The 24,632-nt window shown below is 67.8% G+C and carries 26 protein-coding genes; 13 read left to right on the forward strand and 13 right to left on the reverse strand.

What is annotated here, in order from left to right; translation table 11 throughout:
- Positions 1 to 6: 6 nt before the first annotated feature.
- The 3 genes from AC5P67_RS00575 to AC5P67_RS00585 are packed head-to-tail and all read left to right on the forward strand — an operon-like array spanning position 7 to position 2,625.
- Entirely contained in the window at positions 7 to 1,281 is a 1,275-nt protein-coding gene (locus AC5P67_RS00575) for a pyridoxal phosphate-dependent aminotransferase (RefSeq protein ID WP_049459653.1), read from the forward strand.
- 2 nt (positions 1,282 to 1,283) lie between these two features.
- On the forward strand, positions 1,284 to 1,901 hold the full coding sequence (locus AC5P67_RS00580) for an SGNH/GDSL hydrolase family protein (protein WP_242874942.1): 618 nt from the start codon (positions 1,284 to 1,286) through the stop codon (positions 1,899 to 1,901).
- Between the two features lie 4 nt (positions 1,902 to 1,905).
- A complete protein-coding gene (locus tag AC5P67_RS00585) occupies positions 1,906 to 2,625 on the forward strand; it encodes a class I SAM-dependent methyltransferase (protein ID WP_285315480.1) in 720 nt (239 codons plus the stop codon).
- A gap of 120 nt (positions 2,626 to 2,745) precedes the next feature.
- Here AC5P67_RS00585 and AC5P67_RS00590 read toward each other — a convergent pair whose 3' ends face one another.
- Entirely contained in the window at positions 2,746 to 3,525 is a 780-nt protein-coding gene (locus AC5P67_RS00590) for a polysaccharide deacetylase family protein (protein ID WP_049396506.1), read from the reverse strand.
- Between the two features lie 59 nt (positions 3,526 to 3,584).
- Between AC5P67_RS00590 and grxD the strand changes: the two genes are divergently transcribed.
- A complete protein-coding gene (grxD, locus tag AC5P67_RS00595; protein ID WP_033835209.1) occupies positions 3,585 to 4,511 on the forward strand; it encodes a Grx4 family monothiol glutaredoxin in 927 nt (308 codons plus the stop codon).
- A 77-nt stretch (positions 4,512 to 4,588) separates the two neighbouring features.
- On the opposite strand, the gene AC5P67_RS00600 is transcribed toward grxD, so the two are convergent.
- Both AC5P67_RS00600 and AC5P67_RS00605 read right to left on the reverse strand, forming a co-directional pair.
- On the reverse strand, positions 4,589 to 5,128 hold the full coding sequence (locus tag AC5P67_RS00600) for a DUF924 family protein (protein WP_005410992.1): 540 nt from the start codon (positions 5,126 to 5,128) through the stop codon (positions 4,589 to 4,591).
- A 43-nt stretch (positions 5,129 to 5,171) separates the two neighbouring features.
- Entirely contained in the window at positions 5,172 to 5,948 is a 777-nt protein-coding gene (locus AC5P67_RS00605) for an AMP nucleosidase (RefSeq protein WP_005414446.1), read from the reverse strand.
- Between the two features lie 154 nt (positions 5,949 to 6,102).
- On the opposite strand from AC5P67_RS00605, the gene AC5P67_RS00610 reads away from it, so the two are divergent.
- The 6 genes from AC5P67_RS00610 to AC5P67_RS00635 all read left to right on the forward strand — a co-directional run bounded on the left by AC5P67_RS00610 (position 6,103) and on the right by AC5P67_RS00635 (position 11,709).
- A complete protein-coding gene (locus AC5P67_RS00610) occupies positions 6,103 to 7,512 on the forward strand; it encodes an amidohydrolase (RefSeq protein ID WP_111117778.1) in 1,410 nt (469 codons plus the stop codon).
- A complete protein-coding gene (locus AC5P67_RS00615) occupies positions 7,512 to 8,795 on the forward strand; it encodes an amidohydrolase family protein (RefSeq protein WP_111117777.1) in 1,284 nt (427 codons plus the stop codon). The genes AC5P67_RS00610 and AC5P67_RS00615 overlap by 1 nt, the downstream gene beginning before the upstream one ends.
- A gap of 20 nt (positions 8,796 to 8,815) precedes the next feature.
- On the forward strand, positions 8,816 to 9,448 hold the full coding sequence (locus AC5P67_RS00620) for a 2-hydroxychromene-2-carboxylate isomerase (protein ID WP_005414448.1): 633 nt from the start codon (positions 8,816 to 8,818) through the stop codon (positions 9,446 to 9,448).
- A 94-nt stretch (positions 9,449 to 9,542) separates the two neighbouring features.
- On the forward strand, positions 9,543 to 10,484 hold the full coding sequence (locus AC5P67_RS00625; RefSeq protein WP_478437371.1) for a DegV family protein: 942 nt from the start codon (positions 9,543 to 9,545) through the stop codon (positions 10,482 to 10,484).
- 77 nt (positions 10,485 to 10,561) lie between these two features.
- The gene (locus tag AC5P67_RS00630) at positions 10,562 to 10,900 is read left to right on the forward strand and encodes a hypothetical protein (RefSeq protein ID WP_005410998.1); all 339 of its coding nucleotides are present in this window, start codon (positions 10,562 to 10,564) and stop codon (positions 10,898 to 10,900) included.
- Between the two features lie 245 nt (positions 10,901 to 11,145).
- Complete coding sequence (locus AC5P67_RS00635; RefSeq protein ID WP_049459660.1) at positions 11,146 to 11,709, forward strand: DUF3916 domain-containing protein; 564 nt, start codon at positions 11,146 to 11,148, stop codon at positions 11,707 to 11,709.
- Positions 11,710 to 11,853: 144 nt separating this feature from the next.
- Here the strand turns inward: AC5P67_RS00635 and AC5P67_RS00640 are convergent, their stop codons facing one another.
- The 4 genes from AC5P67_RS00640 to AC5P67_RS00655 all read right to left on the reverse strand — a co-directional run bounded on the left by AC5P67_RS00640 (position 11,854) and on the right by AC5P67_RS00655 (position 16,967).
- Complete coding sequence (locus AC5P67_RS00640; RefSeq protein WP_012481235.1) at positions 11,854 to 13,266, reverse strand: efflux transporter outer membrane subunit; 1,413 nt, start codon at positions 13,264 to 13,266, stop codon at positions 11,854 to 11,856.
- Positions 13,263 to 14,345 (reverse strand): HlyD family secretion protein, encoded by a 1,083-nt coding sequence (locus AC5P67_RS00645; RefSeq protein WP_012481236.1) that lies wholly within the window; start codon positions 14,343 to 14,345, stop codon positions 13,263 to 13,265. The genes AC5P67_RS00640 and AC5P67_RS00645 overlap by 4 nt, the downstream gene beginning before the upstream one ends.
- Positions 14,346 to 14,366: 21 nt before the next feature.
- Entirely contained in the window at positions 14,367 to 15,896 is a 1,530-nt protein-coding gene (locus AC5P67_RS00650) for an MFS transporter (protein WP_495214260.1), read from the reverse strand.
- Positions 15,897 to 16,049: 153 nt separating this feature from the next.
- Entirely contained in the window at positions 16,050 to 16,967 is a 918-nt protein-coding gene (locus tag AC5P67_RS00655; RefSeq protein WP_005411002.1) for a LysR family transcriptional regulator, read from the reverse strand.
- Between the two features lie 141 nt (positions 16,968 to 17,108).
- On the opposite strand from AC5P67_RS00655, the gene AC5P67_RS00660 reads away from it, so the two are divergent.
- Positions 17,109 to 17,555 (forward strand): universal stress protein, encoded by a 447-nt coding sequence (locus AC5P67_RS00660; protein WP_495214261.1) that lies wholly within the window; start codon positions 17,109 to 17,111, stop codon positions 17,553 to 17,555.
- Positions 17,556 to 17,560: 5 nt separating this feature from the next.
- The gene (locus tag AC5P67_RS00665; RefSeq protein ID WP_005411004.1) at positions 17,561 to 18,031 is read left to right on the forward strand and encodes a hypothetical protein; all 471 of its coding nucleotides are present in this window, start codon (positions 17,561 to 17,563) and stop codon (positions 18,029 to 18,031) included.
- A 39-nt stretch (positions 18,032 to 18,070) separates the two neighbouring features.
- Here the strand turns inward: AC5P67_RS00665 and AC5P67_RS00670 are convergent, their stop codons facing one another.
- The 6 genes from AC5P67_RS00670 to AC5P67_RS00695 all read right to left on the reverse strand — a co-directional run bounded on the left by AC5P67_RS00670 (position 18,071) and on the right by AC5P67_RS00695 (position 23,360).
- A complete protein-coding gene (locus tag AC5P67_RS00670) occupies positions 18,071 to 19,516 on the reverse strand; it encodes a GGDEF domain-containing protein (RefSeq protein WP_133050311.1) in 1,446 nt (481 codons plus the stop codon).
- 161 nt (positions 19,517 to 19,677) lie between these two features.
- On the reverse strand, positions 19,678 to 20,508 hold the full coding sequence (gene fghA / locus AC5P67_RS00675; protein WP_049459665.1) for an S-formylglutathione hydrolase: 831 nt from the start codon (positions 20,506 to 20,508) through the stop codon (positions 19,678 to 19,680).
- A gap of 63 nt (positions 20,509 to 20,571) precedes the next feature.
- Positions 20,572 to 20,931, reverse strand: a complete 360-nt coding sequence (locus AC5P67_RS00680; RefSeq protein ID WP_005411007.1) for a YqcC family protein — start codon at positions 20,929 to 20,931, stop codon at positions 20,572 to 20,574.
- 8 nt (positions 20,932 to 20,939) lie between these two features.
- Positions 20,940 to 22,049, reverse strand: a complete 1,110-nt coding sequence (locus AC5P67_RS00685; protein ID WP_108270532.1) for an S-(hydroxymethyl)glutathione dehydrogenase/class III alcohol dehydrogenase — start codon at positions 22,047 to 22,049, stop codon at positions 20,940 to 20,942.
- 59 nt (positions 22,050 to 22,108) lie between these two features.
- Positions 22,109 to 22,384, reverse strand: a complete 276-nt coding sequence (gene frmR, locus AC5P67_RS00690; protein ID WP_005411009.1) for a formaldehyde-responsive transcriptional repressor FrmR — start codon at positions 22,382 to 22,384, stop codon at positions 22,109 to 22,111.
- A 70-nt stretch (positions 22,385 to 22,454) separates the two neighbouring features.
- Complete coding sequence (locus tag AC5P67_RS00695; protein ID WP_049396494.1) at positions 22,455 to 23,360, reverse strand: LysR family transcriptional regulator; 906 nt, start codon at positions 23,358 to 23,360, stop codon at positions 22,455 to 22,457.
- A gap of 129 nt (positions 23,361 to 23,489) precedes the next feature.
- Between AC5P67_RS00695 and AC5P67_RS00700 the strand changes: the two genes are divergently transcribed.
- Complete coding sequence (locus tag AC5P67_RS00700; protein WP_005411011.1) at positions 23,490 to 24,593, forward strand: alkene reductase; 1,104 nt, start codon at positions 23,490 to 23,492, stop codon at positions 24,591 to 24,593.
- Positions 24,594 to 24,632 lie beyond the last annotated feature (39 nt).

Below are 24,632 nucleotides of genomic sequence, written 5' to 3' on the forward strand. Positions count from 1 at the left end.
GCTCCCATGTCCACCAACTCGCCCAAGCCCCTGGCCATCCGCGAGCGCCTTTCCGAAGTGCGCTACGAAATCCGCGGAGAACTGGCGCGGCGAGCCCGGGAGCTGGAGGCGCAGGGCCGCAAGCTGATCAAGCTCAACATCGGCAATCCGGGCGCTTTCGGCTTCCGCGCGCCGGAGCACCTGCAGCGTGCGATCGCCGACGACATGGGCCGCACCGACCCGTACACGCACCAGCAGGGCCTGCCGGTGGCGCGCGAAGCCATCGCCAGCTACTACGCCCGTCGTGGCGCGCCCGATGCGCACCCTGACCGTGTCTTCCTCGGCAATGGCGTCAGCGAGCTGATCGACCTGTCGCTGCGTGCGCTGCTCAACCCGGGCGATGAAGTGCTGGTGCCCTCGCCCGACTACCCGCTGTGGTCGGCCTCGACCATCCTCAACGATGGCCGTCCGGTGTACTACCGCTGCGCACCGGAGAACGGCTTCCAGCCGGACCCGAGCGAGATCGAGACGCTGGTGTCCTCGCGCACCCGCGCCATCGTGCTGATCAATCCGAACAACCCCAGCGGCGCCAGCTACCCGCGCGAACTGCTGGAGCGCGTGGTCGAGATCGCACGCCGCCACAACCTGTTGCTGCTGGTCGACGAGATCTACGACCAGATCCTGTACGACGACGCGGTGTTCCAGCCGGTCGCGCCGCTGGCCGGTGATCATCCGTGCCTGACCTTCAGCGGCCTGAGCAAGGTGCACCGCGCCTGCGGCTGGCGCGTGGGCTGGGCCCACCTCAGCGGCGACGATGCCCGCCTGGGTGACTTCCGCGCGGCACTGGACCTGTTGGGCGCGCTGCGCCTGTGCGCCAACGTGCCGGGCCAGTACGCCATCGAGGCCGCAGTGAACGGTCCGGACACCATTTCCGAACTGTGCACGCCGGGCGGCCGCCTGTATGAAACCCGCCGCGCGGTCATCGAGGCCTGCGAAGCCAGCGAGCACCTGTCGCTGGTCGCACCGGCCGGCGCGCTGTACGCGTTCCCGGCCGTGGTCGGCGCCGCTGCGAAGGGCTTCGACGACCACAGCTTCGCGCTGGACCTGATGAACAACGAAGGCGTGCTGGTGGTGCCGGGCTCGAGCTTCAACGTGCCCTACCGCCATCATTTCCGCGTGACCCTGATGCCGGAGGCCTCGGTGATGCGCGATGTGTTCGCGCGCATCGACCGCGTGCTGGCGCGGCGTGCCGAGGACGCGACCAAGGTCGTGCCGCTGAAGCCGCGCCGTTCGGTGGCCTGAGCGTGGCGCTGTCCTACCTGGCGCTGGGCGATTCGTACACCATCGGTGAAGCGGTTGCAGTCGAAGGCCGCTGGCCGCACCAGCTGGCCGCCACGCTGCGTGCGCAGGGCATTGAGCTGTCCGATCCGCAGACCATTGCGACCACCGGCTGGACCACCGACGAACTCGATGCGGGCATCGATGCGGCTGCGCCGCAGGGGCCGTTCGATTTCGTCAGCCTGCTGATCGGCGTCAACAACCAGTACCGCGGGCGTCCGCTGGACGAATACCGCAGCCAGTTCCAGGCGCTTCTGCAGCGGGCGATCGGCTTCGCTGGCGGTGATGCCGGACGCGTGCTGGTGCTGTCCTTCCCCGATTGGGGCGCGACCCCGTTCGGCGCAGGCAGTGGCCGCGACCTGGCCGGGATCGAGATCGAGACCGACGAGTTCAACGCGGCAGCCGAGGTGATCAGCACCCAGCAGGGCGTGGCCTTCGTCGACATCACCGATATCAGCCGCGCACAGGGCGAAGACCCGACGATGATCGCCGAGGATGGCCTGCACCCTTCGGCGCGGATGTACGCGCTGTGGAGCGCACGCGCCCTTCCGGTGGCCGCGCACCTGCTCGGCGGCACGGACTGAGGCGATGGACGGCACGCCACGGAACGGCCCGCCCCTGCCCTGCACTCCCCTGACGGCCCCGCAGGCCCGCTTGATTGCCGAGGCCTTCCGCCCGGCGCAGGCCTGGGGCAGCCGCCGCGACTACTACTACACCCGTGGCAAGCTCGGCAGCGATCCGCTGTACGACGGCGTGCTGCAGCATCTGCCTGACGATGGGCAGCCGGTGCTGGACCTGGGCTGCGGGCTGGGCCTGTTCGCCCATGTACTGCGCCAGCGCGGCGGTACCCAGCGCTACCTTGGCGTGGACGTGGATGCCGGCAAGATCACCCGCGCGCAGCGTGCTGCCGCCGACCTGCATGACGTGCGCTTCGATTGCGTGGATGTGCAGGCGCCGCTGCCGGCGCAGGCCGGGCACGTCCTGCTGCTGGACGTGCTGCAGTACCTGGACGCGGGCCCACAGCAGGCACTGCTGCGCGCGGCCAGCGCACAGGTGGCCCGCGGCGGCCGCCTGCTGCTGCGCACGCCGCTGGCCACCGGCGATGGCCGCGACCGCACCACGCGGGTGGCGGACCGGCTGGCCTGGCTGGTCGGCTGGATGGGCACGCGACCGCGCCACTATCCCGATCCGCAGGTATTACAGGCGGCGCTGACCGAAGCCGGATTGCAGGTGACCGCACCCCGGCCGCTGCACGGGCGTACCCCCTTCAACAGCTGGCTGCTGGTGGCCAAACGCCCCGCGTTGTAGGGCCGAACCCACGCCCGGCTGTGCTGTTGCGGTAGATCCACGCCGTGCGTGGATGGTCTCGCGACCATTCCTGTAGGGGCGAGCCCAAGCCCGGCTGCCCCAAGCGGCCAGAAGCCTGGTTTACAGGACCGGCAGCCGCGCCTTCAGCCCCCGCTCGTCCAGCGCCTGCAGCACGCGTTCGATGATCACCCGATTGTGACCGTGGGCGGCGCCCTCATGCAGCAGCACGATGGCGCCGGGTTGCAGGTCAGGCAACAGCCGCGACAGCACGCCCTCCGGCGTGCAGCCGACGCCGTCGTAGCCCCGGGCACTCCAGCCCACGCGCACCAGGCCCAGCGCCTTCAACACCGGTGCCACGAACGGATTGGTCATGCCCACCACCGAGCGGTACCAGCGCACTGGATGCCCGCTCAGGGCCTGCAGTGCATGCTGGCAGCCCTCGATCTCGGCCCGCATCGCCGCCGGGCCCAGACGCCAGAAGCGCGCCTGTGGGTGGCTGTGGCTGTGGTTGCCCAGGTCGTGGCCGCGGCGCAGGATCTCCTGCACCAGTTCCGGCTGTGCCAGCGCACGTTCCCCCACCAGGAAGAAGGTGGCGCGCGCCTGGTGGCGGTCCAGCAGGTCGAGCACGGCGCGGGTTTCCGGGCCAGGGCCGTCATCGATCGTCAGCCAGACGCTGTTGCCGGCCTCTGGCAACCGGCTCAGCACCGGTGCGTAGAAGCGGCTGTTGGGCAGGAATATCGGCACCATGAACAGCGCGTGGCTGGCCACCATCAGCGGCAGGCCCCAGTGCCAGCCTGCCAGTGCCCATACCAGGATCACGGCCAACTGCGACGCCACCAGCCAGGGCAGCCAGCGCCAGGGCCGGGTCGGGATGCGATGCAATGTTCCTGCGTTGCTCATCCCCCATGATGCCATGAGGGGTAGAATTGATGATTCGAATTCCCGGAAACCCGACGTCCATGTCCCTCGATCCCGCCCTGCGTTCGCGCATCGAATCCATCCTCAACGCCAACCGCGTCGTGCTGTTCATGAAGGGCCAGCCGTCGATGCCGCAGTGCGGTTTCTCGGCCAAGGCCGTGGGCGCCCTGCAGGATCTCGGCGTCGAGTTCGCCCACGTCAACGTGCTGGCCGACCAGGAAATCCGTGAAGGCATCAAGGCCTACGGCGACTGGCCGACCATCCCGCAGCTGTACATCGACGGCGAACTGGTCGGTGGCAGCGACATCGTGCTGCAGATGGCCGCCAGCGGCGAGCTGAGCAGCGTGCTGGGCCTGGCCGCACCGGACCGCACCCCGCCGAGCATCACCGTCACCCCGGCCGCCGTGGAAATGCTCAAGGGCGCGCTGGCCGACGCTCCGGGCGCTGCCCTGCAGCTGAGCATCGACGCCGGCTTCCAGCCGAACTTCCAGCTGGCTCCGCACGACGAAGGCGCGATCGCTGCCGAGTCCAACGGCCTGCGCGTGCAGTTCGACCTGGCCAGCGCGCGTCGCGCCAACGGCATCACCATCGACTGGGTGGACGACATCCGCGGCAAGGGCCTGGCCATCGACAATCCGAACGCACCCAAGCCGGTGCAGGAAATCAGCGTGCGTGATGCCGATGACCTGGTGCGTGCCGGCAACATCACCCTGGTGGACGTGCGCCCGGCCGAGGAGCGCGAGATCGCTGCCGTGGGCGTGCCGTTCAAGAGTTTCGACGGCAACGGCCGTGCAGAGCTGGAGGCCCTGCCGAAGGACACCGCACTGGCTTTCATGTGCCACCACGGCGGCCGCAGCGCACAGGCTGCCGAGCAGTTCCGCGCACTGGGCTTCACCAAGGTGTTCAACGTCACCGGCGGCATCAACGCCTGGTCGGAAGAAGTGGACAACGGCGTGCCAAAGTACTGATCGGCACTGAAAAAGGGGACGGAGGGGATTAAGTCGTTTATGGCACAAACGACTTAATCCCCTCCGTCCCCTTTTTCTTAGCCGGCGAACCCGCCTTCGGCCAGGTAATCCAGTTCTTCCGCCGTGGGGAAGCGACCGAGCACGGCATTGCGATGCGGGAAACGACCGAAGCGGCGGATGATGTCGCGGTGCAGTTCGGCGTACTGCAGGTATTCCTTGTCACCCAGCACGTCGAACATCGCCACCGAGCGGTCCTGGTCCAGCGGATCCTCGGAGTGCTCGAACGGCAGGTAGATGAAGGCGCGCAGCTTCGGCACCAGCTGCAGATCCAGGCCTTCCTCGATGGCGCGCATGGCGTAATGCCGGGCCAGGCCATCGGTGGCGTAGGAATGGGCAGTACCCCGGAAGCAGTTGCGCGGGAACTGGTCGAGCAGCAGCATCAGGGCCAGCGCCCCTTCGGCACTGCCCAGCCAATGTTCGCGCGCGCGCGAAGCGGCGGCGAAATGCTCATCCAGAAACAACTGGCGGAACTGCGCGTCGAACGCGTCGTCGCGGGCGAACCACTTCGCAGGGCCCGCCTCCTTCCAGAATTCCACCACTTGCGCGGCAACGTCCATCACCTACTCCCCAAGGCCGGCGCGCCGCGCCAGGCCATCATCATCATTCGTCGAAGCGCAGGTGGCGGACCGACTTGCCGTTGCGCCGGATAAGCTTAAGCGCCTCGATACCGATCTGGATATGGTTTTCCACGAACTGGGAGCTGACCTTGGCATCGGAGGCTTCGGTCTTGACCCCATCGGGGATCATCGGCTGGTCCGACACCAGCAGCAGCGCACCGCTGGGGATGTGGTTGGCGAAGCCGGCGGCGAACACGGTGGCGGTTTCCATGTCGATGGCCATGCAGCGCATCGCCCGCAGCCGCTCCTTGAAGGCCTCGTCGTGCTCCCAGACCCGGCGGTTGGTGGTGTAGACGGTACCGGTCCAGTAGTCGTGGCCGAGGTCGCGGATCATGGTCGAGACCGCACGCTGCAGCGCGAACGCCGGCAACGCCGGCACTTCCGGCGGCAGGTAGTCACCCGAGGTACCCTCGCCACGGATCGCAGCGATCGGCAGCACCAGGTCGCCCAGCTGGTTCTTGCGCTTGAGGCCGCCGCACTTGCCCAGGAACAGCACCGCCTTGGGCATCACCGCCGACAGCAGGTCCATGATGATCGCGGCATTGGGGCTGCCCATGCCGAAGTTGATCATGGTGATGCCGTCGATCGTGGCGCTTGCCATCGGCCGGTCCAGGCCGATGACCGGCGCACCGGTCAGCTCGGAAAAGGTATGCAGGTAGCCGCCGAAGTTGGTCAGCAGGATGTGCTGGCCGAACTGGTCCAGAGGCACGCCGGTATACCGGGGCAACCAGTTGTCGACGATTTCCTGCTTGCTTTTCATGGGCGGTCCGATACGGCGGGGGGGACCGGGTATTTTCGGCCACCCGGCCGGTGCAGTCGAGCCGCCGTCGACCGTCCTGTGAAGAAGGTCACTTGGCAAGCCCGCCACCACCGGGCTAGCGTCGGCGGTTGGACCAGGTTGCAAGGGGAACTGCATGGCATCGACGTTGTTGCGCGCCGGGGTGGCCCTGGCGCTGCTTTCATTGAGCACGGCTCCGGCGGTGGGCGCCTCGCGCTTCGTCGCCGATCCCTACCCCAGCACCTACCAGGCGCATCCCGATGCGCCGGTGCTGATCCAGAACGCCACGGTGCTGACCGGTACCGGCCAGCGCCTGGACAACGCCGACGTGCTGCTGCGCGACGGCCGCATCGTTGCCGTCGGCCGCCAGCTGCAGGCCGATGCGGGCGTCACCCGCATTGATGCACAGGGCAAGTGGGTCACCCCCGGCCTGATCGACGTGCATTCGCACCTGGGCGTGTACCCCAGCCCCGGTGTCGGTGCGCACAGCGACGGCAACGAGATGACCGCACCGGTCACCGCCAATGTCTGGGCCGAGCACTCGGTGTGGCCGCAGGACCCGGGCTTCGCCACGGCGCTGGCCGGCGGCGTGACCAGCATGCAGGTGCTGCCCGGCTCGGCCAACCTGGTCGGCGGTCGCGGCGTGACCCTGAAGAACGTCCCGGCCATCACCTACCAGGCGATGAAGTTCCCCGGCGCACCGTGGGGCCTGAAGATGGCCTGCGGCGAGAACCCCAAGCGGGTCTATGGCGAGGGCAAGGGCGTGACCCCGGCCACGCGCATGGGCAACGTGGCCGGCTATCGTGCCGCCTTCATCGATGCCGCCGACTACATCGCCAAGAACAAGCCCAAGCCGGCAAAGCGCAAGAGCTGGTTCGGCAGCGACAAGGGCGACAGCGCCGGTGATGCCGGCGGCAAGCGCGATCTCAAGCTGGACACGCTGGCCGGCGCGATCGAAGGCGACATCCGCGTGCACATCCACTGCTACCGCGCCGACGAGATGGCCACCATGCTCGATCTGGCCAAGGAATTCGGCTTCAAGGTAGCCGCCTTCCACCACGGCGTGGAGGCCTACAAGCTGGCCGACAGGCTGGCCGCCGACGGCGTCTGCGGTGCGCTGTGGGCCGACTGGTGGGGCTTCAAGATGGAAGCCTTCGACGGCATTCCGGAGAACATCGCGCTGGTCGACCGGCCGAAGAACAGCTGCGCCATCGTCCACTCCGATTCACCCGAGGGCATCCAGCGCCTGAACCAGGAAGCAGCCAAGGTGATGGCGTCCGCGCGCCGCGCGCGCATGCCGGAGATCACGCCCGAACACGCCATCACCTGGATGACCGCCAACGCCGCCAAGGCGCTGGGCATTGAAGGCCAGACCGGCACCCTGGAGGCCGGCAAGATGGCCGACGTGGTGGTCTGGAACGGCAACCCCTTCAGTTCGTATGCGCTGGCCGAGCAGGTCTTCATTGATGGCCGCAGGTTGTACGACCGCAGTGCACCGGCAGCGACGCCGAGTTCTGATTTCCAGCTCGGCCAGGAGGTGCGTTGATGATGGTGCTCAAGCAGTTGACGCAGTCTGCCGCGAAGGGCAGCCGAGCATGGTTCGGCGCTACTGTCATGGTGCTGGCCTGCATCTCCGCATCCGCACAGGCACAGGACCTGCTGGTGCGCAACGCAACGGTGCACACGGCCAGCGCACGCGGCAGCCTGCACAACGCCGATGTGCTGGTCCAGGGTGGCATCATCCGCGCGGTCGGCCCCGGCTTGTCCGCGCCGGCCGGGGCGACCGTGGTCGAAGCCAGTGGCAGACCGCTGACCCCGGCCCTGTTCGGTGGCATCACCGAAACCGGCATCGAAGAGGTCTCGGGTGAATCGAGCACGGTGGACAGTTCGTTGAAGCTCGGTGAGCAGCCGCTGCGCCCGGAATTCGACGTCACCCTCGCCTACAACCCGGCCTCGGTGCTGATTCCGGTCACGCGCCTGGAAGGCATCGGCTTCACTGCATTGGGGGCAGCCACTGGTGGTGGTTTCGTGGCCGGCCAGGGCGGCGTAATGCGGCTGGACGGCAGCGCCGACCCGATCGGCCCGCGTGCCCTGTTCCTGCGCATCGGCGCGGCCGCCTCCGAACTGACCGGCCATTCGCGCGCCGCGCAATGGATGCTGCTGCAACAGATGGTCGACGAAGCACGCGGCCAGGTTGCTGTGGATTCGCCGCACGCGCTGTTGCCCCCGGCCGGGCGCCGCACACTCAGTCGCTACCTGGCCGGCCAGGGCCGCATCGTGGTGGAGGTGGATCGTGCCTCGGACATCCGCCAGCTGCTGCGCTGGGCCACACGCGAGAAGGTGAAGATCGCCATTGCCGGTGCCAGCGAAGCCTGGCAGGTCGCGCCGGAGCTGGCCGCTGCGCACGTGCCGGTATTCGTCGACGTGCTGGCCAACCTGCCAGCCAGCTTCGACCAGATCGGTGCCACCCTGGAAAACGCCGCGCGCCTGCAGCGTGCAGGCGTGCCGGTGTCGTTCGTGCAGCGCGGCGACGCCACCCACAATGCGCGCAAGATGCGCCAGCTGGCTGGCAATGCAGTGGCCAACGGCCTGCCCTGGGCTGACGGTCTGGCCGGGCTGACCCGGGTACCCGCACAGGCGTTCGGCGTGGCCGACCAGATCGGCAGCATCGAGCCCGGCAAGCGCGCCGACCTGGTGCTGTGGGAAGGCGACCCGCTGGACGTGGCGCACTATGCCGAACAGGTCTGGCTGGGCGGGCGTGCGATGCCGATGCGCTCGCGCCAGACCGACCTGCGTGATCGCTACCTGCAGCGCAATGCGCAGCCCTGACCGCATTGAAGGACACCACCATGGCCACCCTGCGCTGGTACTTCGACTTCGTCTCGCCCTACTCCTACCTGCACTGGCAGAAGCTGAAACAGTTGCCGCAGTTCGCGCAGATCCAGACCGTGCCGATCGCCTTCGGCGCGGTGCTGCATCACCTGGGCAATCTCGGGCCGGCCGAGATCCCGGCCAAGCGCCGTTTCATGTACCGCCAGCTGCAATGGACCGCGCAGGCCGAGGGCACGCCGATGCGCTTCCCGCCCGGCCATCCGTTCAATCCGTTGTCGGCGCTGCGCCTGTGCCTGGCCGCCGGAGCCAGCGCACAGGCGGTGGACGTGCTGTTCGACTGGATCTGGCGCGACGGCCATGCCGGTGACAGCGCCGAAGCCCTGCGCGAACCGGGTGCGCAGCTGGGCATCGAGGATGTCGCCAGCGCCATCGCCGCCCCGGCGGTCAAGGAACAGTTGCGGCGCAACACCGAGGCCGCAATCGGCGCCGGGGTGTTCGGGGTCCCGACCCTGGCCATCGACCAGGAACTGTTCTGGGGCAACGACGCCCATCCGCTGATGGCGGCCGTGCTGGCCGATCCCGCCCTGCTGCAGCAGCCCGAATGGCAACGCCTGGACAGCCTGCCGGTGGCGGTACAGCGCGATCGCTGAACAGGGGTGGCGCCTTTCCCTCGGGCGCGGGCTCTGGTTTTGAGATAGATTTCACGTTTCCGAACCTACAACCGCCCTGGAGGGGGAGCCGCGGATGCGCATCGGAATCGTCGTCGACTCGGCCTGCGACCTGCCGCAGGACTTCATTGCCGAGCACAACATCGTGCTGCTGCCGATCACCGTCCGCATCGGCGAAGCCGTGCTGGCCGATCACCGCGATGAGCAGGCCACGCTGAGCTTCCTGCACGCGCACGTGGCCGAACACGGCGCCGAGGCGGAAACCATTCCCTTCAGTGTCAACCAGATCCGCGACCTGTTCCTGCAGCAGCTGGTGATCGATTACGACCACGTGTTCTGCATGACCATCACCAAGACCCGCAGCCCGATCCATGACAACGCGCTGCAGGCCAGCTTCGCCATCCTCAACGACTACAAGCCGGTGCGCCAGGCGGCAGGCTACAACTCACCCTTCGCGCTGCGCGTGCTCGATACCCAGAACCTGTTCGCTGCCCAGGCAGTGACCGCGGTGGAAGCCGTGCGCCTGCGCGAGAGCAACGCCAGCGTGCAGCAGATCCGCGAGCGGCTGGAGGAACTGGCTGGCAACGTGCACGGCTACATGGTCACCCGTGACCTGTACTACATGCGTGCGCGCGCACGGCACAAGGGCGACCGCAGTGTCGGCCTGCTCAGTGCGGCGCTGGGCAGCGCGCTGGACATCAAGCCGGTGCTGCACGGCTACCGCGGCGAAACCGGGCCGGTAGCCAAGATCAAGGGCTTCGACAATGCCGTGCAGAAGCTGTTCGCGGTGGTCGGCCAGCGCGTACATGCCGGACTGATGACGCCGACGGTGTGCGTCAGCTACGGCGGAGAACTGGACGAGCTGCGTGCCCTGCCCGGCTACGCACAGCTGAAAGAGGTCTGCGCCACCCATGGCGTGACCGTGTACGAATCGGTGATGAGCCTGACCGGCATGGTCAACGTCGGCAAGGGCGCGGTCACCGTAGGCTTCGCCGATGGGCCGCATCGGTTCGAATGAGCGCTAGCCACGGCCGGAATCTGCACATCGATTCCACTGCGGTTGTGCCAGTCTTGCCGCACTTCAAGGAGAACTCCATGCCTGCGCAGTACCACATCAGCCTGCCCGACCCGTCCAAGGCCCGTGGCAATGACCCTGACCTGTCCTTCCACTCGCAGGGCGCCGCCGGTTTTGCCGAAGAGCTGCAGGATGCCCTGCGCAGCGGCACGCTGTTCGAGCGCTGGAAGGCCAAGCAGCCCGACCCGGACGCGGTGGAACCGCAGTGGGGCGTGACCGATCCGGAGGCCACCGTGACCGGCGAGCAGAAGGACCTGCGCATCAACCTGGTCGCCACCACCCGCATCGACAGTGACGTGTTCAAGCAGCGCCTGCGCCTGCTGGCCGGCAGCCACTGGGAACTGCGCGACGTGCGTTGAGGCACCCGCCCGCCGGGCATGGCCCGGCGCTACCGTGCCCGTGTCGTGATCGACCCGGTGCCGATGACCATGCTCTGGTAGACGCCAACCTTGGTTGGCGCTTGCACAAACGGCTGCCAACCAAGGTTGGCCACTACTGACGCGCCGCCGGACATGGCCCGGCGCGTCCGAGGGCTGCTCCGGTAGATGCCAACCTCGGTTGGCGCTTTCCAACCCGCCGCGCATGTGGCTGGCACACTGTGGGAATGAGAAACAGAGATGCCATCACCCGGCCGGGTACGCGCGGCGAGAAGAAGCTGCGCGATGCCCCACGCCGACTACGCGACCTGCAGCATTGGGCTGACTGCTTCAGTGGTGCGTTTCCCTCGCCAGAGGAGTTGGGCAGTCAAGCTCGCTACTGGAACTACAAGGTTCCGACCCGATCCGGTCTGATCGAAGGCCCGGCCACCACCCTGAGAATCCAGCGTGCCTGCGCCCAATCGCTCATCAGCGCCTGCGCAAATCTGATCCAGTCGCGGCCCGCTTCACAAGCTACTGTGCGGGTAACCTGCTGCATCGCCCAGCCAGGGATGTTCTCCAGCGAGATTTGCCTTTACCTGGACGAAGCGTACTTCCAGGGCCACGTCGCCTCGACAGCGGATGGCCAGGTCACCGCCATCACCTCGCGCAGTCTTTCCGCCGAATGGCAGCTCGTCCTACCCCAAGGCGTTGAGGAGCGAGGTGTGCAGGTCAGCATTCCTCCCACCGACCACGATGACGGTCTGGAACAGGAATACTGGTTTTACGGCGAGGTAGCGGACCGGCGTTGATGCGTCCACCGGGTCCACAGCACGTGGCCCGGCGCACGACGGGCTCTGGTAGACGCCACCCTTGGTTGGCGCTCCAAAAAAACTGCCAACCAAGGTTGGCAACTACCGACGAACCGCCGGGCATGGCCCGGCGTTTCCCTATCGCTACCAGCCTCCGCCCAGCGCGCGGTACAGCTCTACACGCGCGATCGCGGCGGTGGCCTGGCTGTTGGCCAGCGCGGCCTGGTTGTCCAGTGCGATGCGCTGGGTGGTCAGCACGTCCAGCATGTCGACCACGCCGGCCTGATACTGCCGGCGCGCCGCCCCCAGTGCCGTCTCGCTCTCATCCACTGCCACGTGCAGCTGCACCGTGCGCTGCTGCTCGGCACTGTAGCCATCCATGGCGTCATCCACTTCGTGCCATGCCTGCAGCACGGTACGGCGGAACTGCAGGGCCGACTGTTGCTGCTGCAGCCTGCTCAGCGCGAGATTGGCCTTCAGCCGTCCGCCCTGGAAGATCGGCAGGCTGATCGACGGACCGATGCTGAAACGGTGCGCGTTCCAGCCATCCAGATCATCGAGCTGCTTGGCCTGGAAGCCGGCGTCGCCATTCAAGGTGATGCGCGGCAGGAAACTGGCCTTGGCCACGCCGATGCCTGCCGTTGCCGCATGCAGTGCCGCTTCGGCACGACGGATGTCAGGGCGACGCTCGGCCAGTTCACTGGGCAGCCCCACCGCTACGGCCGGCAACGCCGGCCAGTCACGGCGTGCATCCTGCAGCTGCGCGTCCAGCGCCTGCGGCGGCTGCGCCAGCAGGAACGCCAGCGCATTGCGCAGCTGCGATTCGCGATGCCGCAACGGCGCGATGCGTGCCTGCAGCGATGCCACCTGCGCGGCCGCGCTGGACACCTGCAGCGTGCTGGCCACACCCTGGCGTTGGCGTGCTTCGGTCAGGCGTTTGATGTCGTGGGCGATGCTGAGGTTGTCCTCGGTGATCGCCAGCAGCTGCCGCGTCGCGCGCAGCTGCAGGTAATCACGCGCGGTTTCCGCCAGCAGCGCGATGCGCACTGCATGTGCATCCTCCTCGGCCATCTGCACGCGCGCGTCGGCCGCTTCCACCTGCCGCCGCACGCGGCCCCACAGGTCCAGTTCCCAGCTCAGGCCGATACCGGCCTGGAACAGCCCGTAGTCATCACGGCCGCCGTTGCCGGACGGATCATTCAGGCCCACCTCGCTGTTGCGTGCACGCACGCCACTGGCGCTCGCGCTGACGCTGGGCAGGCGATCGGCGGCGGTGATGCCGCGTGCAGCACGGCTCTGCTGCACGCGGTTGGCCGCCAGCTGCAGGTCCAGGTTGGCCGCCAGCACCTGGTTGGCCAGCTGCCCCAGCAGCGGATCGTCGAAACCGGCCCACCAGGCCGCGTCCTGGTCGATGGCGTTGCCGGCGACGGCCTCACTCTGCCAGTGGCTGGGCAGTTCCGCCTGCGGACGTACGAAGTCCGGACCCATCGTGCAGGCAGCCAGGGCCGTGCACAGGCTGGCCGCAACGAAGGTGCGGAACACGGTGACTGCGCTCATGCGCCCTCCCCGCTCTTGTGGCCCGGACTGTGCTGCACGCTCTGCGCGCGCGCGCGGCTGCCCAGGTCAACGCTGGCTTCCACCGACATGCCGGCACGCAGCTGGTCCAGCAGCGGCTGGCCCGGCTCCAGCACGATCTTCACCGGAATGCGCTGCACCACCTTGGTGAAGTTGCCGGTGGCGTTCTCTGGTGCGACGGCAGCAAAGGTGACGCCGGTGGCTGGTGCAATGCTGTCGATGTGCCCGCGCAGCGGCTTGCCCGGGAATACGTCCACCTTCAGTTCGACCTGCTGGCCGGCCTGCATGCGGGTCATCTGCGTTTCCTGGAAGTTGGCGACCACGAAGGCGCGCTTCAGCGGCACCACCGCAGCCACCGGCGTACCCGGCGTCAGGTAGGCACCCACGCGCACCGCGCGGCGACCGACCATGCCATCGATCGGTGCGCGCAGCACGGTGTGCGACAGATCCAGTTCGGCGCGTGCCTGCGCCGCTTCCGCACGCTGCACCGCCGCCTGTGCAGCCTGCACGCCCGCGCTGAGGATGTCGGTGCGCTGGCGTGCGGTCGACAGCGCGGCCTGGCCCTGCTGCAGATGCGCACTGGCCACGGCCTGCTTCGACTGCGCCTGCTGCGCGTTCTGCACGGTACCGGCGCCGTCACGGGCCAGTTCGCGGTAACGCTGCTGGTCGGCACTGGCCAGGGTCAGTTCGGAACGGCTGACATCGACACTGGCCCTGGCCTGCGCGATCAACGAGTCCTGCTGGGCCAGTGCGGCCTGCGCATTGGCCAGCTGTGCACGGGCATTGGCGAGGTCGGCACGGGCCGCCTGCAGGGCGACCTGGTAGTCGCGGTCGTCGATGCGGGCCAGCACATCACCGGCCTTCACCGACTGGTTGTCCTCAACTTCCACGGCACTGACGAAGCCGGGAATCTTCGGCGCTACCAAGGTGTAGTCGGCCACCACGTACGCATTGTTGGTGGTCTGGTGGCCGCCATCGCGCAGCAGCAGCCACGCGCCGACGGCCAGGGCCAGCACGCCCAGGCCCAGGCCAGTGTTGAGGGTGGTTCGATTGATCGTCATGAGGGGGTTCCTGCGAAAGGTTCAGGCCACGGCACGTGGCGGATGGATGCGGGTGGGCATCCAGGCAATGAGGGGAATGAAGGCCAGCGCCACCAGTGCGACCACCCAGTACAGGTCGGCCGAAGACAGCGCCTGCACCTGTGCATGCAGGCGCGCGCCCAGCTGCGGGCCATCGGCCAGCCACGGTTGCTCGCCAAGGCGGTCGACCAGCACGGTGGAATGGAAATGACGGCGGCCCTGGGCGACGGCATCCAGCACGCCACCGGCGAGCACGGCAGCGAAGCCCTTGACCGTGTTGAACCAGGCCGAGGCGAACGGGCCGTCCTGCGGCGCCAGGCCGCCGGTGGCCAGCATCAGCAGCGGCAGCACCGCCATCGGTTGCGCGAACACCTGCAGCAGCTGCACCCACAGGAAGTTGTCGCGGATCCAGGCCACGTCCAGGTGCGAGCCCAGCCAGCAGGCCAGCGCCAGCATCGCCAGGCCCGTGGCCTGCACCCAGCGGCAGTCCACCGCGCGGATGTTCAGCAGCGCCGCCACCAGCGGCAGCGCGATCACCTGCGGCAGCGCCACCCACAGCAGCATCGGTGCGGTCTGCAGCGGCCGGTAGCCCTGCACGCTGGCCAGGAACCCGGACGGGATCGAGATCACCGCCAGCAGCACGAACAGCACGCCGCCCAGCGTCACCAGCGAGTAGCTGAGATTGCGGTTGGCCAGCAGCTGCAGCTTGAAGAACGGCAGCGGATGGAACCATTCATTGATCATGAACAGCACCATCAGGCCGGCACCGCCACCGATCATCAGCGTGATCATCGGCGAGTCGAACCAGTTCAGGCGCGGGCCCTGCACCAGGCCCAGCACCAGCAGCACCAGCGCCGGCAGGCCCAGCAGCAGGCCGACGCCATCGAACTGGGCGAAGCGTTCCAGCCGCAGCGGGTCCTGCGGCAGGCCCCAGCCGACCATCGCCATGGCGGCCAGGCAGTACGGCACGATCTGCCAGAACGCCCAGTGCCAGCCCACCTGCTCGACCCAGAACGCGGCCAGCGGCGTGCCCATGCTCGGGCCGAACGTCGCCGTCAGTGCGTAGCCGGCCAGGCCGTACAGCTTGATGCCCGGGGGCAGGAAGCGCAGCGCCACGCTCATCAGCAGCGGCGGCAGCGCGCCACCGCACAGGCCCTGCAGCGCGCGCAGCAGCAGGAACACCTGCAGGTTCGGGGCGAGCGGGCACAGCACGCCCAGCACCATGAAGCCACCGATCATCGCCAATGCGAAGCGGCGCAGCGAGAAGGTGGCGGCACACCACGGTGCGAAGGCCATCGCGCTGACCGACATCGCGCTGTAGAGGGCGACGACCCAGCTGCCGTCGTCGACGCTGAAACCCATCGCGCCACGGATGTCGGCCAGGGCGACCTTGGTGATGTTCTCGTTGAAGCCCGACACCAGCACCGCCAGCAGCACGCCACACAGGCCGACCAGAATGCGGCGATCGAGCCCGGGGGCGGCGGCAGGACGGGGCGCTGCGGCGGCCGGGACAGCGGCGGCCGGCGTACTCATCGCCGGGCACCTATCCGTGCAGTGCACGGCATATTGGGGGTCATTGGAATGCGCTCAGTGAAACTCCGGGGAGCGCAGTCTAGGGAGCCGGTACCCTGCGAAAAATGGCGCAACCCGCATCCCAGGCGTGCGCCAGGCGCACGCATGCAGATGTCAGCGCGGGGCCTCCCCTGCGCTTTCGCACATGGTCTTGATCGACCGCCGCAGCCACTGGTGGGCGGCGTCGTTGTCCAGTCGTGGATGCCAGGCCTGCACGATGGCGGCGGTCCGCACCGGGATCGGCAGCGGGAACAGGCGCAGCGGCAGGCGCATGCTGACGATCCGCTCCAGCATCACGCTCGGCATCTGCGGCAGGATCAGGTCCGATTCGGCCGCCGCGAAGATCGCGCCGTGGAAGGTCGGGCTGATCAGCGCCACCCGCCGCTGCAGGCCCAGCGCGGCCAGATCATCGTCGATCGGACCACGCGGCAGGCCGCGGCGCGACACCGCGATGTGGTCGCAGGCGGCAAAACGCTCGGCGCTGATCTCCTCATCGAACAACGGATGATCTTCGCGCGCGGCGCCCATGAACGAGGTACTGAACAGGTTCTGCACCTTGGTATCGGGCGCATGCTTGCCGGCCGTGCTGATGTACAGGTCGATCCGGCCCTGCGCCATCGCATCGTCGTCGGTATCGCCTTCGGGCACGAAGCGCAGCACTGCGCGCGGCGCCTGCTGGCGGAACAGCTCGCGCAGGCGTCCGCCGAACCCCCCGACGAACACATCATTGGCACGCACGCTGAAGGTTCGCTCGAGCACGCGCATGTCTACCTCGCGACCGGCGTTGAAGACGCGGTGGGCCTGCTCGATTACATCGCGGACCTGCTCGCGCAGCTGCAGGGCGCGGGGCGTGGGCGCCAGACCGCGGCCGGCACGCACCAGCACCGGGTCGCCCAGCGCGGTGCGGATCCGGCCCAGGGTACGGCTCATCGCCGGCGCGCTCAGGTTCATCCGGCGCGCGGCGGCGGCCACGCTGCATTCGTCAATCAGCACGTCCAGTGCCAGCAACAGGTTCAGGTCCGGCAGGGGCATGACAGTCTCCAGTAAATCAGATGACTTTACGGCACTTGCAACCACGGTGGATTGCGTTCGACGCATTCATTGACTGACGCGCACGGCATGGGTGCGCGCGGTGACATCGGCGACCATCCCCGGCCTGCCAAGGAGACATCCATGTTCAATACCCTGCTGGTCGCCCTGGATGGTGGCCCCCAGCACGTACGCGTGCTGGACCTGGCCGCCGCCATCGCCGGCCCCCACAGCCGCCTGCACCTGCTGTGCGTGCTCGACCCCGAATTCGCGCTGGCGGCCGATGCCAGCGAAGCCGACCGCATCGAGTACCCGGAAGCCGCCCGCCAACGCTCGCGGGCCGAAGCGGTGCTGGCCGAAGCCCTGGCCGAGCTGCGCGAACGCGGCATTGACGCCATCGCGCAGATTCCCTCCGGCGACCCGGGCGAAGTGATCAGCGAGCAGGCCCGGCGCCTGAAGTGCGACCTGATCGTCATCGGCCACCGCCACCTGTCCCGGCTGGAACGCCTGTTCGAACCCTCGATCGGGCAATGGACCATCGACCACGCGCCCTGTCCGGTGCTGGTGGAAACCCGCGACCCACAGCCCTAGCCACCATGGCCTCCCGTTCCCCGTTGTTTCCCACCCGGGTCAACTACCGCGCCTTCGGTCGACAGTTCGGCCGCGGCGAACAGGCGCTGCTGGGCGCGATACGGCAGCTGCGCGACCCCGATCTGCAGGCCGATGGCCTTGCCCAGCTGAGCGGACTCGGGCTTGGCCAGGAGGGATGCGACGCCTTCATCGGCCTGCTGCCGCTGCTGGCCACCCCCGCCGCTCCGATCGATCTGCTGCCGGCCGGCTCTCCCTTCATTGCCGCCAGCGAACTGGACCTGCTGGTCTGCCTGCTGCGCATCGCACAATGGCGGCATGCGCGGCCCCGCGAAGACGACACGCTGGCACCGTTGCGCCGGCAACTGGCACGCTGTGCGATGGCCGTGCAGGCGGCAAACCTGCCGTTGCGGCAACGCTCATTGTCACCGGTCGGGCTGAGGCTGCTCGATCCGACCGGCTGGTTGCGGCAGCGATAAGCCGTCGCGCCCCCCGTGTGATCGCATGCAGAGAGCTGCTCAGCAGTCCATCGTTCCGTGCGTGCTGCCCTCGTCATCCAGCACGTGCGCATGCAGGATCACCTGGTTGCGGCCAGCCCGCTTGGCGGCATACAGGCCGGCATCGGCGTCTGCCAGCAACTGATCGGCACTGGCCAGAGCCGGCGGATGCAGGTAACCCACGCCGACGCTGATGCTGACCGGGCCTTCCGGCAATGGCAGCGCTTCGACCGCTTCGCGCAGCCGCTCGGCCAGCGCCAGCACGCCCGACAACGGGCTTCCGGGCACGATGACGGCGAACTCTTCACCGCCATAACGCGCAACGCTGTCACCACCGCGACCGGCTATGGCCTTCAGCACCCCGGCCACCGCCTGCAGGCAACGATCACCGGCCGGATGGCCGTGCTGGTCGTTGAAGGCCTTGAAGTGGTCGATATCCACCAGCAGCAGGCCCAGCTCGGTGCCGCTGCGCCGTGCGCGATTCCACTCGGACGTCAGCCGTGCGTCGAACTCGCGGCGATTGGCCACGCCGGTCAGGCCATCCTGCCGCGCCAGTTGATCCAGTGCTGCCTGGCGTTCCAGAAGATCGGTCTGCAGCAGGACGCTGCGCAGGCCGAAGCCAAGGGTGGCTACGACGAAGCCGGCAACGGCCAACGGCCGCGCATGATCGACCACCAGCGTGCCGACCACCAGCAGCAGCAATGGCAGGATGATCGGACCGGCGGCCTGCACCGTCCTCGCCAGCCGCGGGTGTGCCGTGGTGCCTGTGTCCGGCCTCGTGTCCAGCGCCAGGCAGGCGATCAGCAGAAAAGGTACGTCGATCAGCAGATCGTTGAACGCACCGAATGCATCATCGGAGGTGTAGTGGTTGATGTAGTAGGCCACCAGCAGATAGGCCAGTGCGTACAGCGCCAGTGCGCGGAAGAACCTGCGCCGTTCGGGCACGTCGCCGGCCAGCCATCGCACCACGGCGAACGCGGCGATACACAGGTTCTGGATGTCGAACATGCGCTGCATGTTGGACATCGCATGGGCGTCGACCTCGACACGGGCGGCGAACGATGCGGTGTGCACGAAGAACAGCACACCCAGCAGCGCCGCCATCGCCGCGTCGATCAGGCTGATGCTCAGGCGCTCGCGGCGTGCCCGCGCCAGGATGAACACCAGGGGCACGCCATACAGCACGTAAAGGAACAGGCTTGCGCGCGGGGTGAAATCAGCACGCCCGGCGCCCAAGGCGTCGATCATGTTGAACGCCATGCCGCCGGCCCACAGCAGCAGTGCCAATGCCGTGGCGCGCCACCCCAGTGCCGCGCGGTCGCGACGGGCCCGCCACAGGCAGGCGGCCGCCGCCAGCAACGGGGCGCCGGTCAGGAAAACGAAGGAGCCTGCCCCGGCGGGGCCAGGCCACAGGGCCAGCACCAGGCCATGGCACAGCACATACAGCAGCGCCAGCACTACCGGCATGCATCCCCCCGATCCGCAAGGCCGTCTACGCGCACGATAGCGCGGGGCGGCGCCATAAGGGTGTGATCCATCGCTGAAAAAGGGGACGGAGGGGATTAAGTCGTTTGCGGCACAGCGGCAAATGCGACTTAATCCCCTCCGTCCCCTTTTTCCCAGGGCGCTCAGCCCTGCAGGGCGCGGGCGTGGTGGGCGATGTGCTCGCCGATGAAGCTGGCGATGAAGTAGTAGCTGTGGTCGTAGCCGGGCTGCAGGCGCAGGGTCAGCGGATGGCCGGCGGCGTCGCAGGCCTGCTGCAGGCGCTGCGGCTGCAACTGGGTCTGCAGGAACTCGTCCGCCTCGCCCTGGTCGACCAGCAGCGGCAGGCGCTCGTCAGCCATAGCGATCAGCTCGCAGGCATCCCATTGCGCCCAGTCGGCCGGGTTGTCGCCCAGATAGGCATGGAAGGCCTTCTGCCCCCACGGCACGTGGCTGGGCGCGACGATCGGCGAAAACGCCGACACGCTGCGATAGCGCCCGGGGTTACGCAGCGCGATCACCAGCGCGCCATGGCCGCCCATCGAATGGCCACTGATCGCGCGCGCGTTGGTCACCGCGAAGTTCGCCTCGATCAGCGCCGGCAGCTCCTGCGCCACGTAGTCATGCATGCGGTAGTGCTTCGCCCACGGTGCGCGGGTGGCATTGAGGTAGAACCCTGCCCCCTTGCCCAGGTCGTAGCCCTCGGCATCGGCTACGTCATCACCGCGCGGGCTGGTGTCGGGCGCGACGATGATCACACCGTGCTCGGCCGCATAACGCTGCGCGCCGGCCTTGGTGATGAAATTCTGCTCGGTGCAGGTCAGGCCGCTCAGCCAGTACAGCACCGGCAGCTTCTGTGTTTCCGCCTGCGGTGGCAGGTACACGGCGAACTGCATGTCGCAGCCCAGCGTGGTCGAATGATGGCGGTAGACGTCCTGCCAGCCGCCAAAACATGCGCGGTGTTCAATGCGTTCCATGGTGCTCTCCTGCGCGGCGCGTCAGCGCACGCGTGCTTCTGGTAGATGCCGACCTTGGTCGGGTTATCCACGCCCGGCGTGGATGCCTTGGTTGATCCGTTCATCCAGCTGTGCCAGCAGGCGCAGCAATGATTCGACGCCAGGCTGGCCGTCCAGGTTGCGATACGCCGCCACCGCCACGTCGCTGCGTGGTGGCCACTGGCCGTCGGCGCGGGCTTCGTGCAGGCGCGGCAGGAATACCTGCGCAAGCCACTGCTCGAACGGCATGCCATCGTCGCTGCCGAAGGCCGAAGTCACCGCACGCGGTGGTCCCACCTCGCCGTCGACCCAGCCCAGCGCACGCAACGCCTGCTCGATCGGCACCACCAGGGCCGCGCGCGGGTCTTCCGCACGCGGCCGGCGCAGGGCATCGAACCAGCCCATGACGCGGCTCAGTAGTGGACCACCGAACGGATCGACTTGCCTTCATGCATCAGGTCGAAGGCGTCGTTGATCTTGTCCAGGTCCATGGTGTGGGTGACGAACGGAGCCAGTTCGATATCGCCCTTCATCGCATCCTCGACCATGCCCGGCAGCTGGCTGCGGCCCTTCACGCCGCCGAAGGCGGTGCCCATCCACTTGCGCCCGGTCACCAGCTGGAACGGACGGGTGGAGATCTCCTGGCCCGAACCGGCCACGCCGATCACCACGCTCTGGCCCCAGCCACGGTGCGCGCATTCCAGCGCCGCGCGCATCACGTTGACGTTGCCGATGCACTCGAAGCTGTGGTCCACGCCCCAGGTGGTCATTTCAACGATGACCTGCTGGATCGGCTTGTCGAAATCCTTCGGATTGATGCAGTCGGTGGCACCGAATTCGCGCGCCAGCTCGAACTTGGACGGGTTGGTGTCCACCGCGATGATGCGGCCGGCCTTGGCCTGGCGTGCACCCTGGATCACCGCCAGGCCGATGCCACCGAGGCCGAACACGGCCACGCTGTCGCCTTCCTGCACCTTGGCGGTGTTGTGTACCGCGCCGATGCCGGTGGTGACGCCGCAGCCGAGCAGGCAGACATGTTCCGGGTTGGCGTCCGGGTTGATCTTGGCCAGCGAGACTTCGGCAACGACGGTGTACTCGCTGAAGGTCGAGCAACCCATGTAGTGGTACAGCGGCTCACCGTTGTAGCTGAAGCGGCTGGTGCCATCGGGCATCACACCCTTGCCCTGGGTGGCGCGCACGGCCACGCACAGGTTGGTCTTGCCGCTCTTGCAGAACAGGCACTCGCCGCACTCGGCGGTGTACAGCGGAATCACGTGGTCGCCGGGCTTGACGCTGGTCACGCCCTCGCCGACCTCCACCACGATGCCGGCGCCTTCGTGGCCCAGCACCACCGGGAACAGACCTTCCGGATCATCGCCGGACAGGGTGAACGCATCGGTGTGGCAGACACCGGTGTGGGTGATCTTGACCAGCACTTCGCCCTTCTTCGGCGGGGCGACGTCGATCTCGACGATCTTCAGCGGCTGGCCGGGACCAAAGGCGACGGCGGCACGGGACTTCATGGGTGGACTCTCCAGAGACAGGCAATGACAGGATGGGCGGCGCCATGTTGCGCCATCGTTTATTTCAGGTACGAGCGGATCAACGCGCTCATGTCGCGCACGCGTTCGGCGCGTTGTTCATCGGAGGCCGCGGGCTGCCCGAACTCCTCGCGCAGATGAGCCTCCATCACCTCGGACATCAGGCCGTTGACCGCGCCACGGATGGCGGCGATCTGCTGCAGCACCGGCCCGCAGTCGGCGCCGGCTTCCAGCGCGCGGTCCAGCGCATCGCACTGGCCACGGATGCGGCGCACGCGGGCCAGGACCTTTTTCTTCTCTTCGGGGGAGTGCGGCATGGCGGGCCACCTTGGAACTATACTGGGGGATAGTATACAAACCGGAGCCACGGACTCAATCCCGGCCGGTTCAATCAAACAATCCCTCACCCGCCAACCGGGTCAGCTCATCCACCACGTAGCGCACCTTGGGCCGCAGGTGGCGCGTCGGTGGCCACAGTGCGTGGATATCGATGTGCCGTTGCATGTGCGCATCCAGCACCGACCGCAACGCGCCGGAATCCAGGTGGCGGCGTACCAGTGAAACCGGCATCTGGCAGATACCAAGCCCGGCGATGGCCGCCTCGATCACCGCGTCGCCGTCATTGAGTTGATACGGCGCATTCGGGATGAATGTCCCTTCGTCCTCCTCGCTACCGATCCGCCACCACACCGGTTGCCCGTGGCGGAAGCCAACAATGCTGCGGTGCTGCGCCAGTTCCTCCACCGTGCGTGGCACGCCGTGCGCCTGCAGGTACTCCGGCGATGCGCAGGTGACCAGTCGCTGACGCCCCAGCCGCCGCGCCACCAGATGCTCGGCCTGGTGCAGCCCGCCGAAGCGGATCAGCAGGTCGATGCCTTCCTCGACGGGATCGACGAAATGATCGGTGAAGGTCATCGTCAACTGCAGGTCCGGGTACTGCCGGCACAGCCGCAACAGCACCGGCAGCACCACCAGGCGCCCGAACGAGGATGGCATGTCGATGCGCAGCCGCCCGCTGGGCAGGCCGGCCGAACCCAGGCAGGCCTCGGCGGCGGAGATTTCTTCCAGCGCCGCCGCGCACGATGCGTAGTACGCCTCGCCATCGGTGGTCAGCGCGATGCGCCGCGTGGTGCGGTGGAACAGGCGCACCCCCAGCCGCGCTTCCAGCCGGGCGACGGCCTTGCCCACCGCCGAGCGCGAGATGCCCAGCGCGTCGGCGGCCTCGGTGAAGCTGCCTGAGCGGGCCGTGGTGACGAACGTGACCAGGCCATTCAACGATTCCAGCGGCAGCATCGTTCGCGCTCCATTGGGGACAAATAGTCCCGCACCCAGAGAGATCGAAGCGCTTTATGCGCCCGCATGTCAACTCCATCCTGTGTGCATCGCGCCGCTGGCGCCTTCCCCCGCACCGAGATGACCGACATGACCGCCGCCCTGTTCCGCCCCTTCGACCTTGCAGGCACTTCCCTGCGCAACCGCATCGCGATGGCGCCGATGACCCGTGCCCGCAACCCCGGAGCGGTCGCCAACGAACTCACCGCGCAGTACTACCGGCAGCGCGCCAGCGCCGGCCTGATCATCAGCGAAGGCACGCCTGTCTCGCCGCAGGGCCAGGGCTACATCGACGTGCCGGGCATCTGGTCGGCCGAGCAGGTGGCAGGGTGGAAGCGTGTCACCGAGGCGGTGCATGCCGCACAGGGCACGATCTTCGCCCAGCTCTGGCACGTCGGCCGCATGTCGCATTCCTCGCTGCAGCCCGACGGTGGGCAACCGGTCAGCGCCGGTACCCGCCCGGTGGCCAGCGCACCGAAGAACACCTCGTTCGTGTACCTGGACGATGGCAGCCGCGGCCACGCCGATCCCACTCCGGCACGTGCACTGGAGACCGCGGAGATCCCCGGTATCGTCGACGACTTCGTGCGCGGGGCAGACAACGCCATTGCGGCCGGCTTCGACGGCATCGAACTGCATGCGGCCAACGGTTACCTGTTCGAGCAGTTCCTCAACCCGCTCATCAACCAGCGTGATGATCGCTACGGCGGCTCGCTGCCCAATCGTGCGCGCTTGATCCTGGAGACCGTCGATGCGATGGCGCAGCGTATCGGTGCGCATCGCATCGGCGTGCGCCTGGCACCGAACAACCTCACCTTCGACATGCCGTTCTATCCCGACAATGAAGCCACCTATCTGTACCTGGCCGAGGAACTGGGCAAGCGTGGGCTGGCCTACGTGCACCTCAACGACAACCTGCAGGCGGGCCGGTCGGTGCTGGGCGAGGCGTTCCTGCGGCAGTTCAAGCAGGCCTACGGTGGCACCGTCATCCTGGCAGGTGGCATGACCCGCGAACGCGCCCTGCAGCTGGTCGAAGCGGGCACCATCGACCTGGCCGCGTTCGGCCAGCCGTTCATCGCCAACCCGGATCTGGTCGAACGCCTGCAGCGCAACATCGCGTTGGCCACGCCCGACCGCAGCACCTATTACGGTGGCGGCGAAGCAGGCTACCTCGACTACCCGGCCGCGGGCTGATCCCCCACGGGGTCGGAGCCCTTTCCAACGGAAAGGGCT

It is taken from the genome of Stenotrophomonas sp. YJH_SMC_21 (genome assembly GCF_059369555.1).

Bases quoted from the DNA above. Each gene is read 5' to 3' on its own strand.
- AC5P67_RS00625 (WP_478437371.1), top strand. From the start codon at position 9,543: ATGCGCATCGGAATCGTCGTCGACTCGGCCTGCGACCTGCCGCAGGAC.
- AC5P67_RS00615 (WP_111117777.1), top strand. From the start codon at position 7,512: ATGATGGTGCTCAAGCAGTTGACGCAGTCTGCCGCGAAGGGCAGCCGA.
- AC5P67_RS00630 (WP_005410998.1), top strand. From the start codon at position 10,562: ATGCCTGCGCAGTACCACATCAGCCTGCCCGACCCGTCCAAGGCCCGT.
- AC5P67_RS00635 (WP_049459660.1), top strand. From the start codon at position 11,146: ATGAGAAACAGAGATGCCATCACCCGGCCGGGTACGCGCGGCGAGAAG.
- AC5P67_RS00695 (WP_049396494.1), bottom strand. From the start codon at position 23,360: ATGCTGCCGCTGGAATCGTTGAATGGCCTGGTCACGTTCGTCACCACG.
- AC5P67_RS00585 (WP_285315480.1), top strand. From the start codon at position 1,906: ATGGACGGCACGCCACGGAACGGCCCGCCCCTGCCCTGCACTCCCCTG.
- AC5P67_RS00645 (WP_012481236.1), bottom strand. From the start codon at position 14,345: ATGACGATCAATCGAACCACCCTCAACACTGGCCTGGGCCTGGGCGTG.
- AC5P67_RS00640 (WP_012481235.1), bottom strand. From the start codon at position 13,266: ATGAGCGCAGTCACCGTGTTCCGCACCTTCGTTGCGGCCAGCCTGTGC.
- AC5P67_RS00685 (WP_108270532.1), bottom strand. From the start codon at position 22,049: ATGAAGTCCCGTGCCGCCGTCGCCTTTGGTCCCGGCCAGCCGCTGAAG.
- AC5P67_RS00575 (WP_049459653.1), top strand. From the start codon at position 7: ATGTCCACCAACTCGCCCAAGCCCCTGGCCATCCGCGAGCGCCTTTCC.
- AC5P67_RS00590 (WP_049396506.1), bottom strand. From the start codon at position 3,525: ATGAGCAACGCAGGAACATTGCATCGCATCCCGACCCGGCCCTGGCGC.
- AC5P67_RS00655 (WP_005411002.1), bottom strand. From the start codon at position 16,967: ATGCCCCTGCCGGACCTGAACCTGTTGCTGGCACTGGACGTGCTGATT.
- fghA (WP_049459665.1), bottom strand. From the start codon at position 20,508: ATGGAACGCATTGAACACCGCGCATGTTTTGGCGGCTGGCAGGACGTC.
- AC5P67_RS00605 (WP_005414446.1), bottom strand. From the start codon at position 5,948: ATGAAAAGCAAGCAGGAAATCGTCGACAACTGGTTGCCCCGGTATACC.
- AC5P67_RS00620 (WP_005414448.1), top strand. From the start codon at position 8,816: ATGGCCACCCTGCGCTGGTACTTCGACTTCGTCTCGCCCTACTCCTAC.
- AC5P67_RS00665 (WP_005411004.1), top strand. From the start codon at position 17,561: ATGGCCTCCCGTTCCCCGTTGTTTCCCACCCGGGTCAACTACCGCGCC.
- AC5P67_RS00680 (WP_005411007.1), bottom strand. From the start codon at position 20,931: ATGGGCTGGTTCGATGCCCTGCGCCGGCCGCGTGCGGAAGACCCGCGC.
- grxD (WP_033835209.1), top strand. From the start codon at position 3,585: ATGTCCCTCGATCCCGCCCTGCGTTCGCGCATCGAATCCATCCTCAAC.
- AC5P67_RS00700 (WP_005411011.1), top strand. From the start codon at position 23,490: ATGACCGCCGCCCTGTTCCGCCCCTTCGACCTTGCAGGCACTTCCCTG.
- AC5P67_RS00670 (WP_133050311.1), bottom strand. From the start codon at position 19,516: ATGCCGGTAGTGCTGGCGCTGCTGTATGTGCTGTGCCATGGCCTGGTG.
- frmR (WP_005411009.1), bottom strand. From the start codon at position 22,384: ATGCCGCACTCCCCCGAAGAGAAGAAAAAGGTCCTGGCCCGCGTGCGC.
- AC5P67_RS00600 (WP_005410992.1), bottom strand. From the start codon at position 5,128: ATGGACGTTGCCGCGCAAGTGGTGGAATTCTGGAAGGAGGCGGGCCCT.
- AC5P67_RS00660 (WP_495214261.1), top strand. From the start codon at position 17,109: ATGTTCAATACCCTGCTGGTCGCCCTGGATGGTGGCCCCCAGCACGTA.
- AC5P67_RS00650 (WP_495214260.1), bottom strand. From the start codon at position 15,896: ATGAGTACGCCGGCCGCCGCTGTCCCGGCCGCCGCAGCGCCCCGTCCT.
- AC5P67_RS00610 (WP_111117778.1), top strand. From the start codon at position 6,103: ATGGCATCGACGTTGTTGCGCGCCGGGGTGGCCCTGGCGCTGCTTTCA.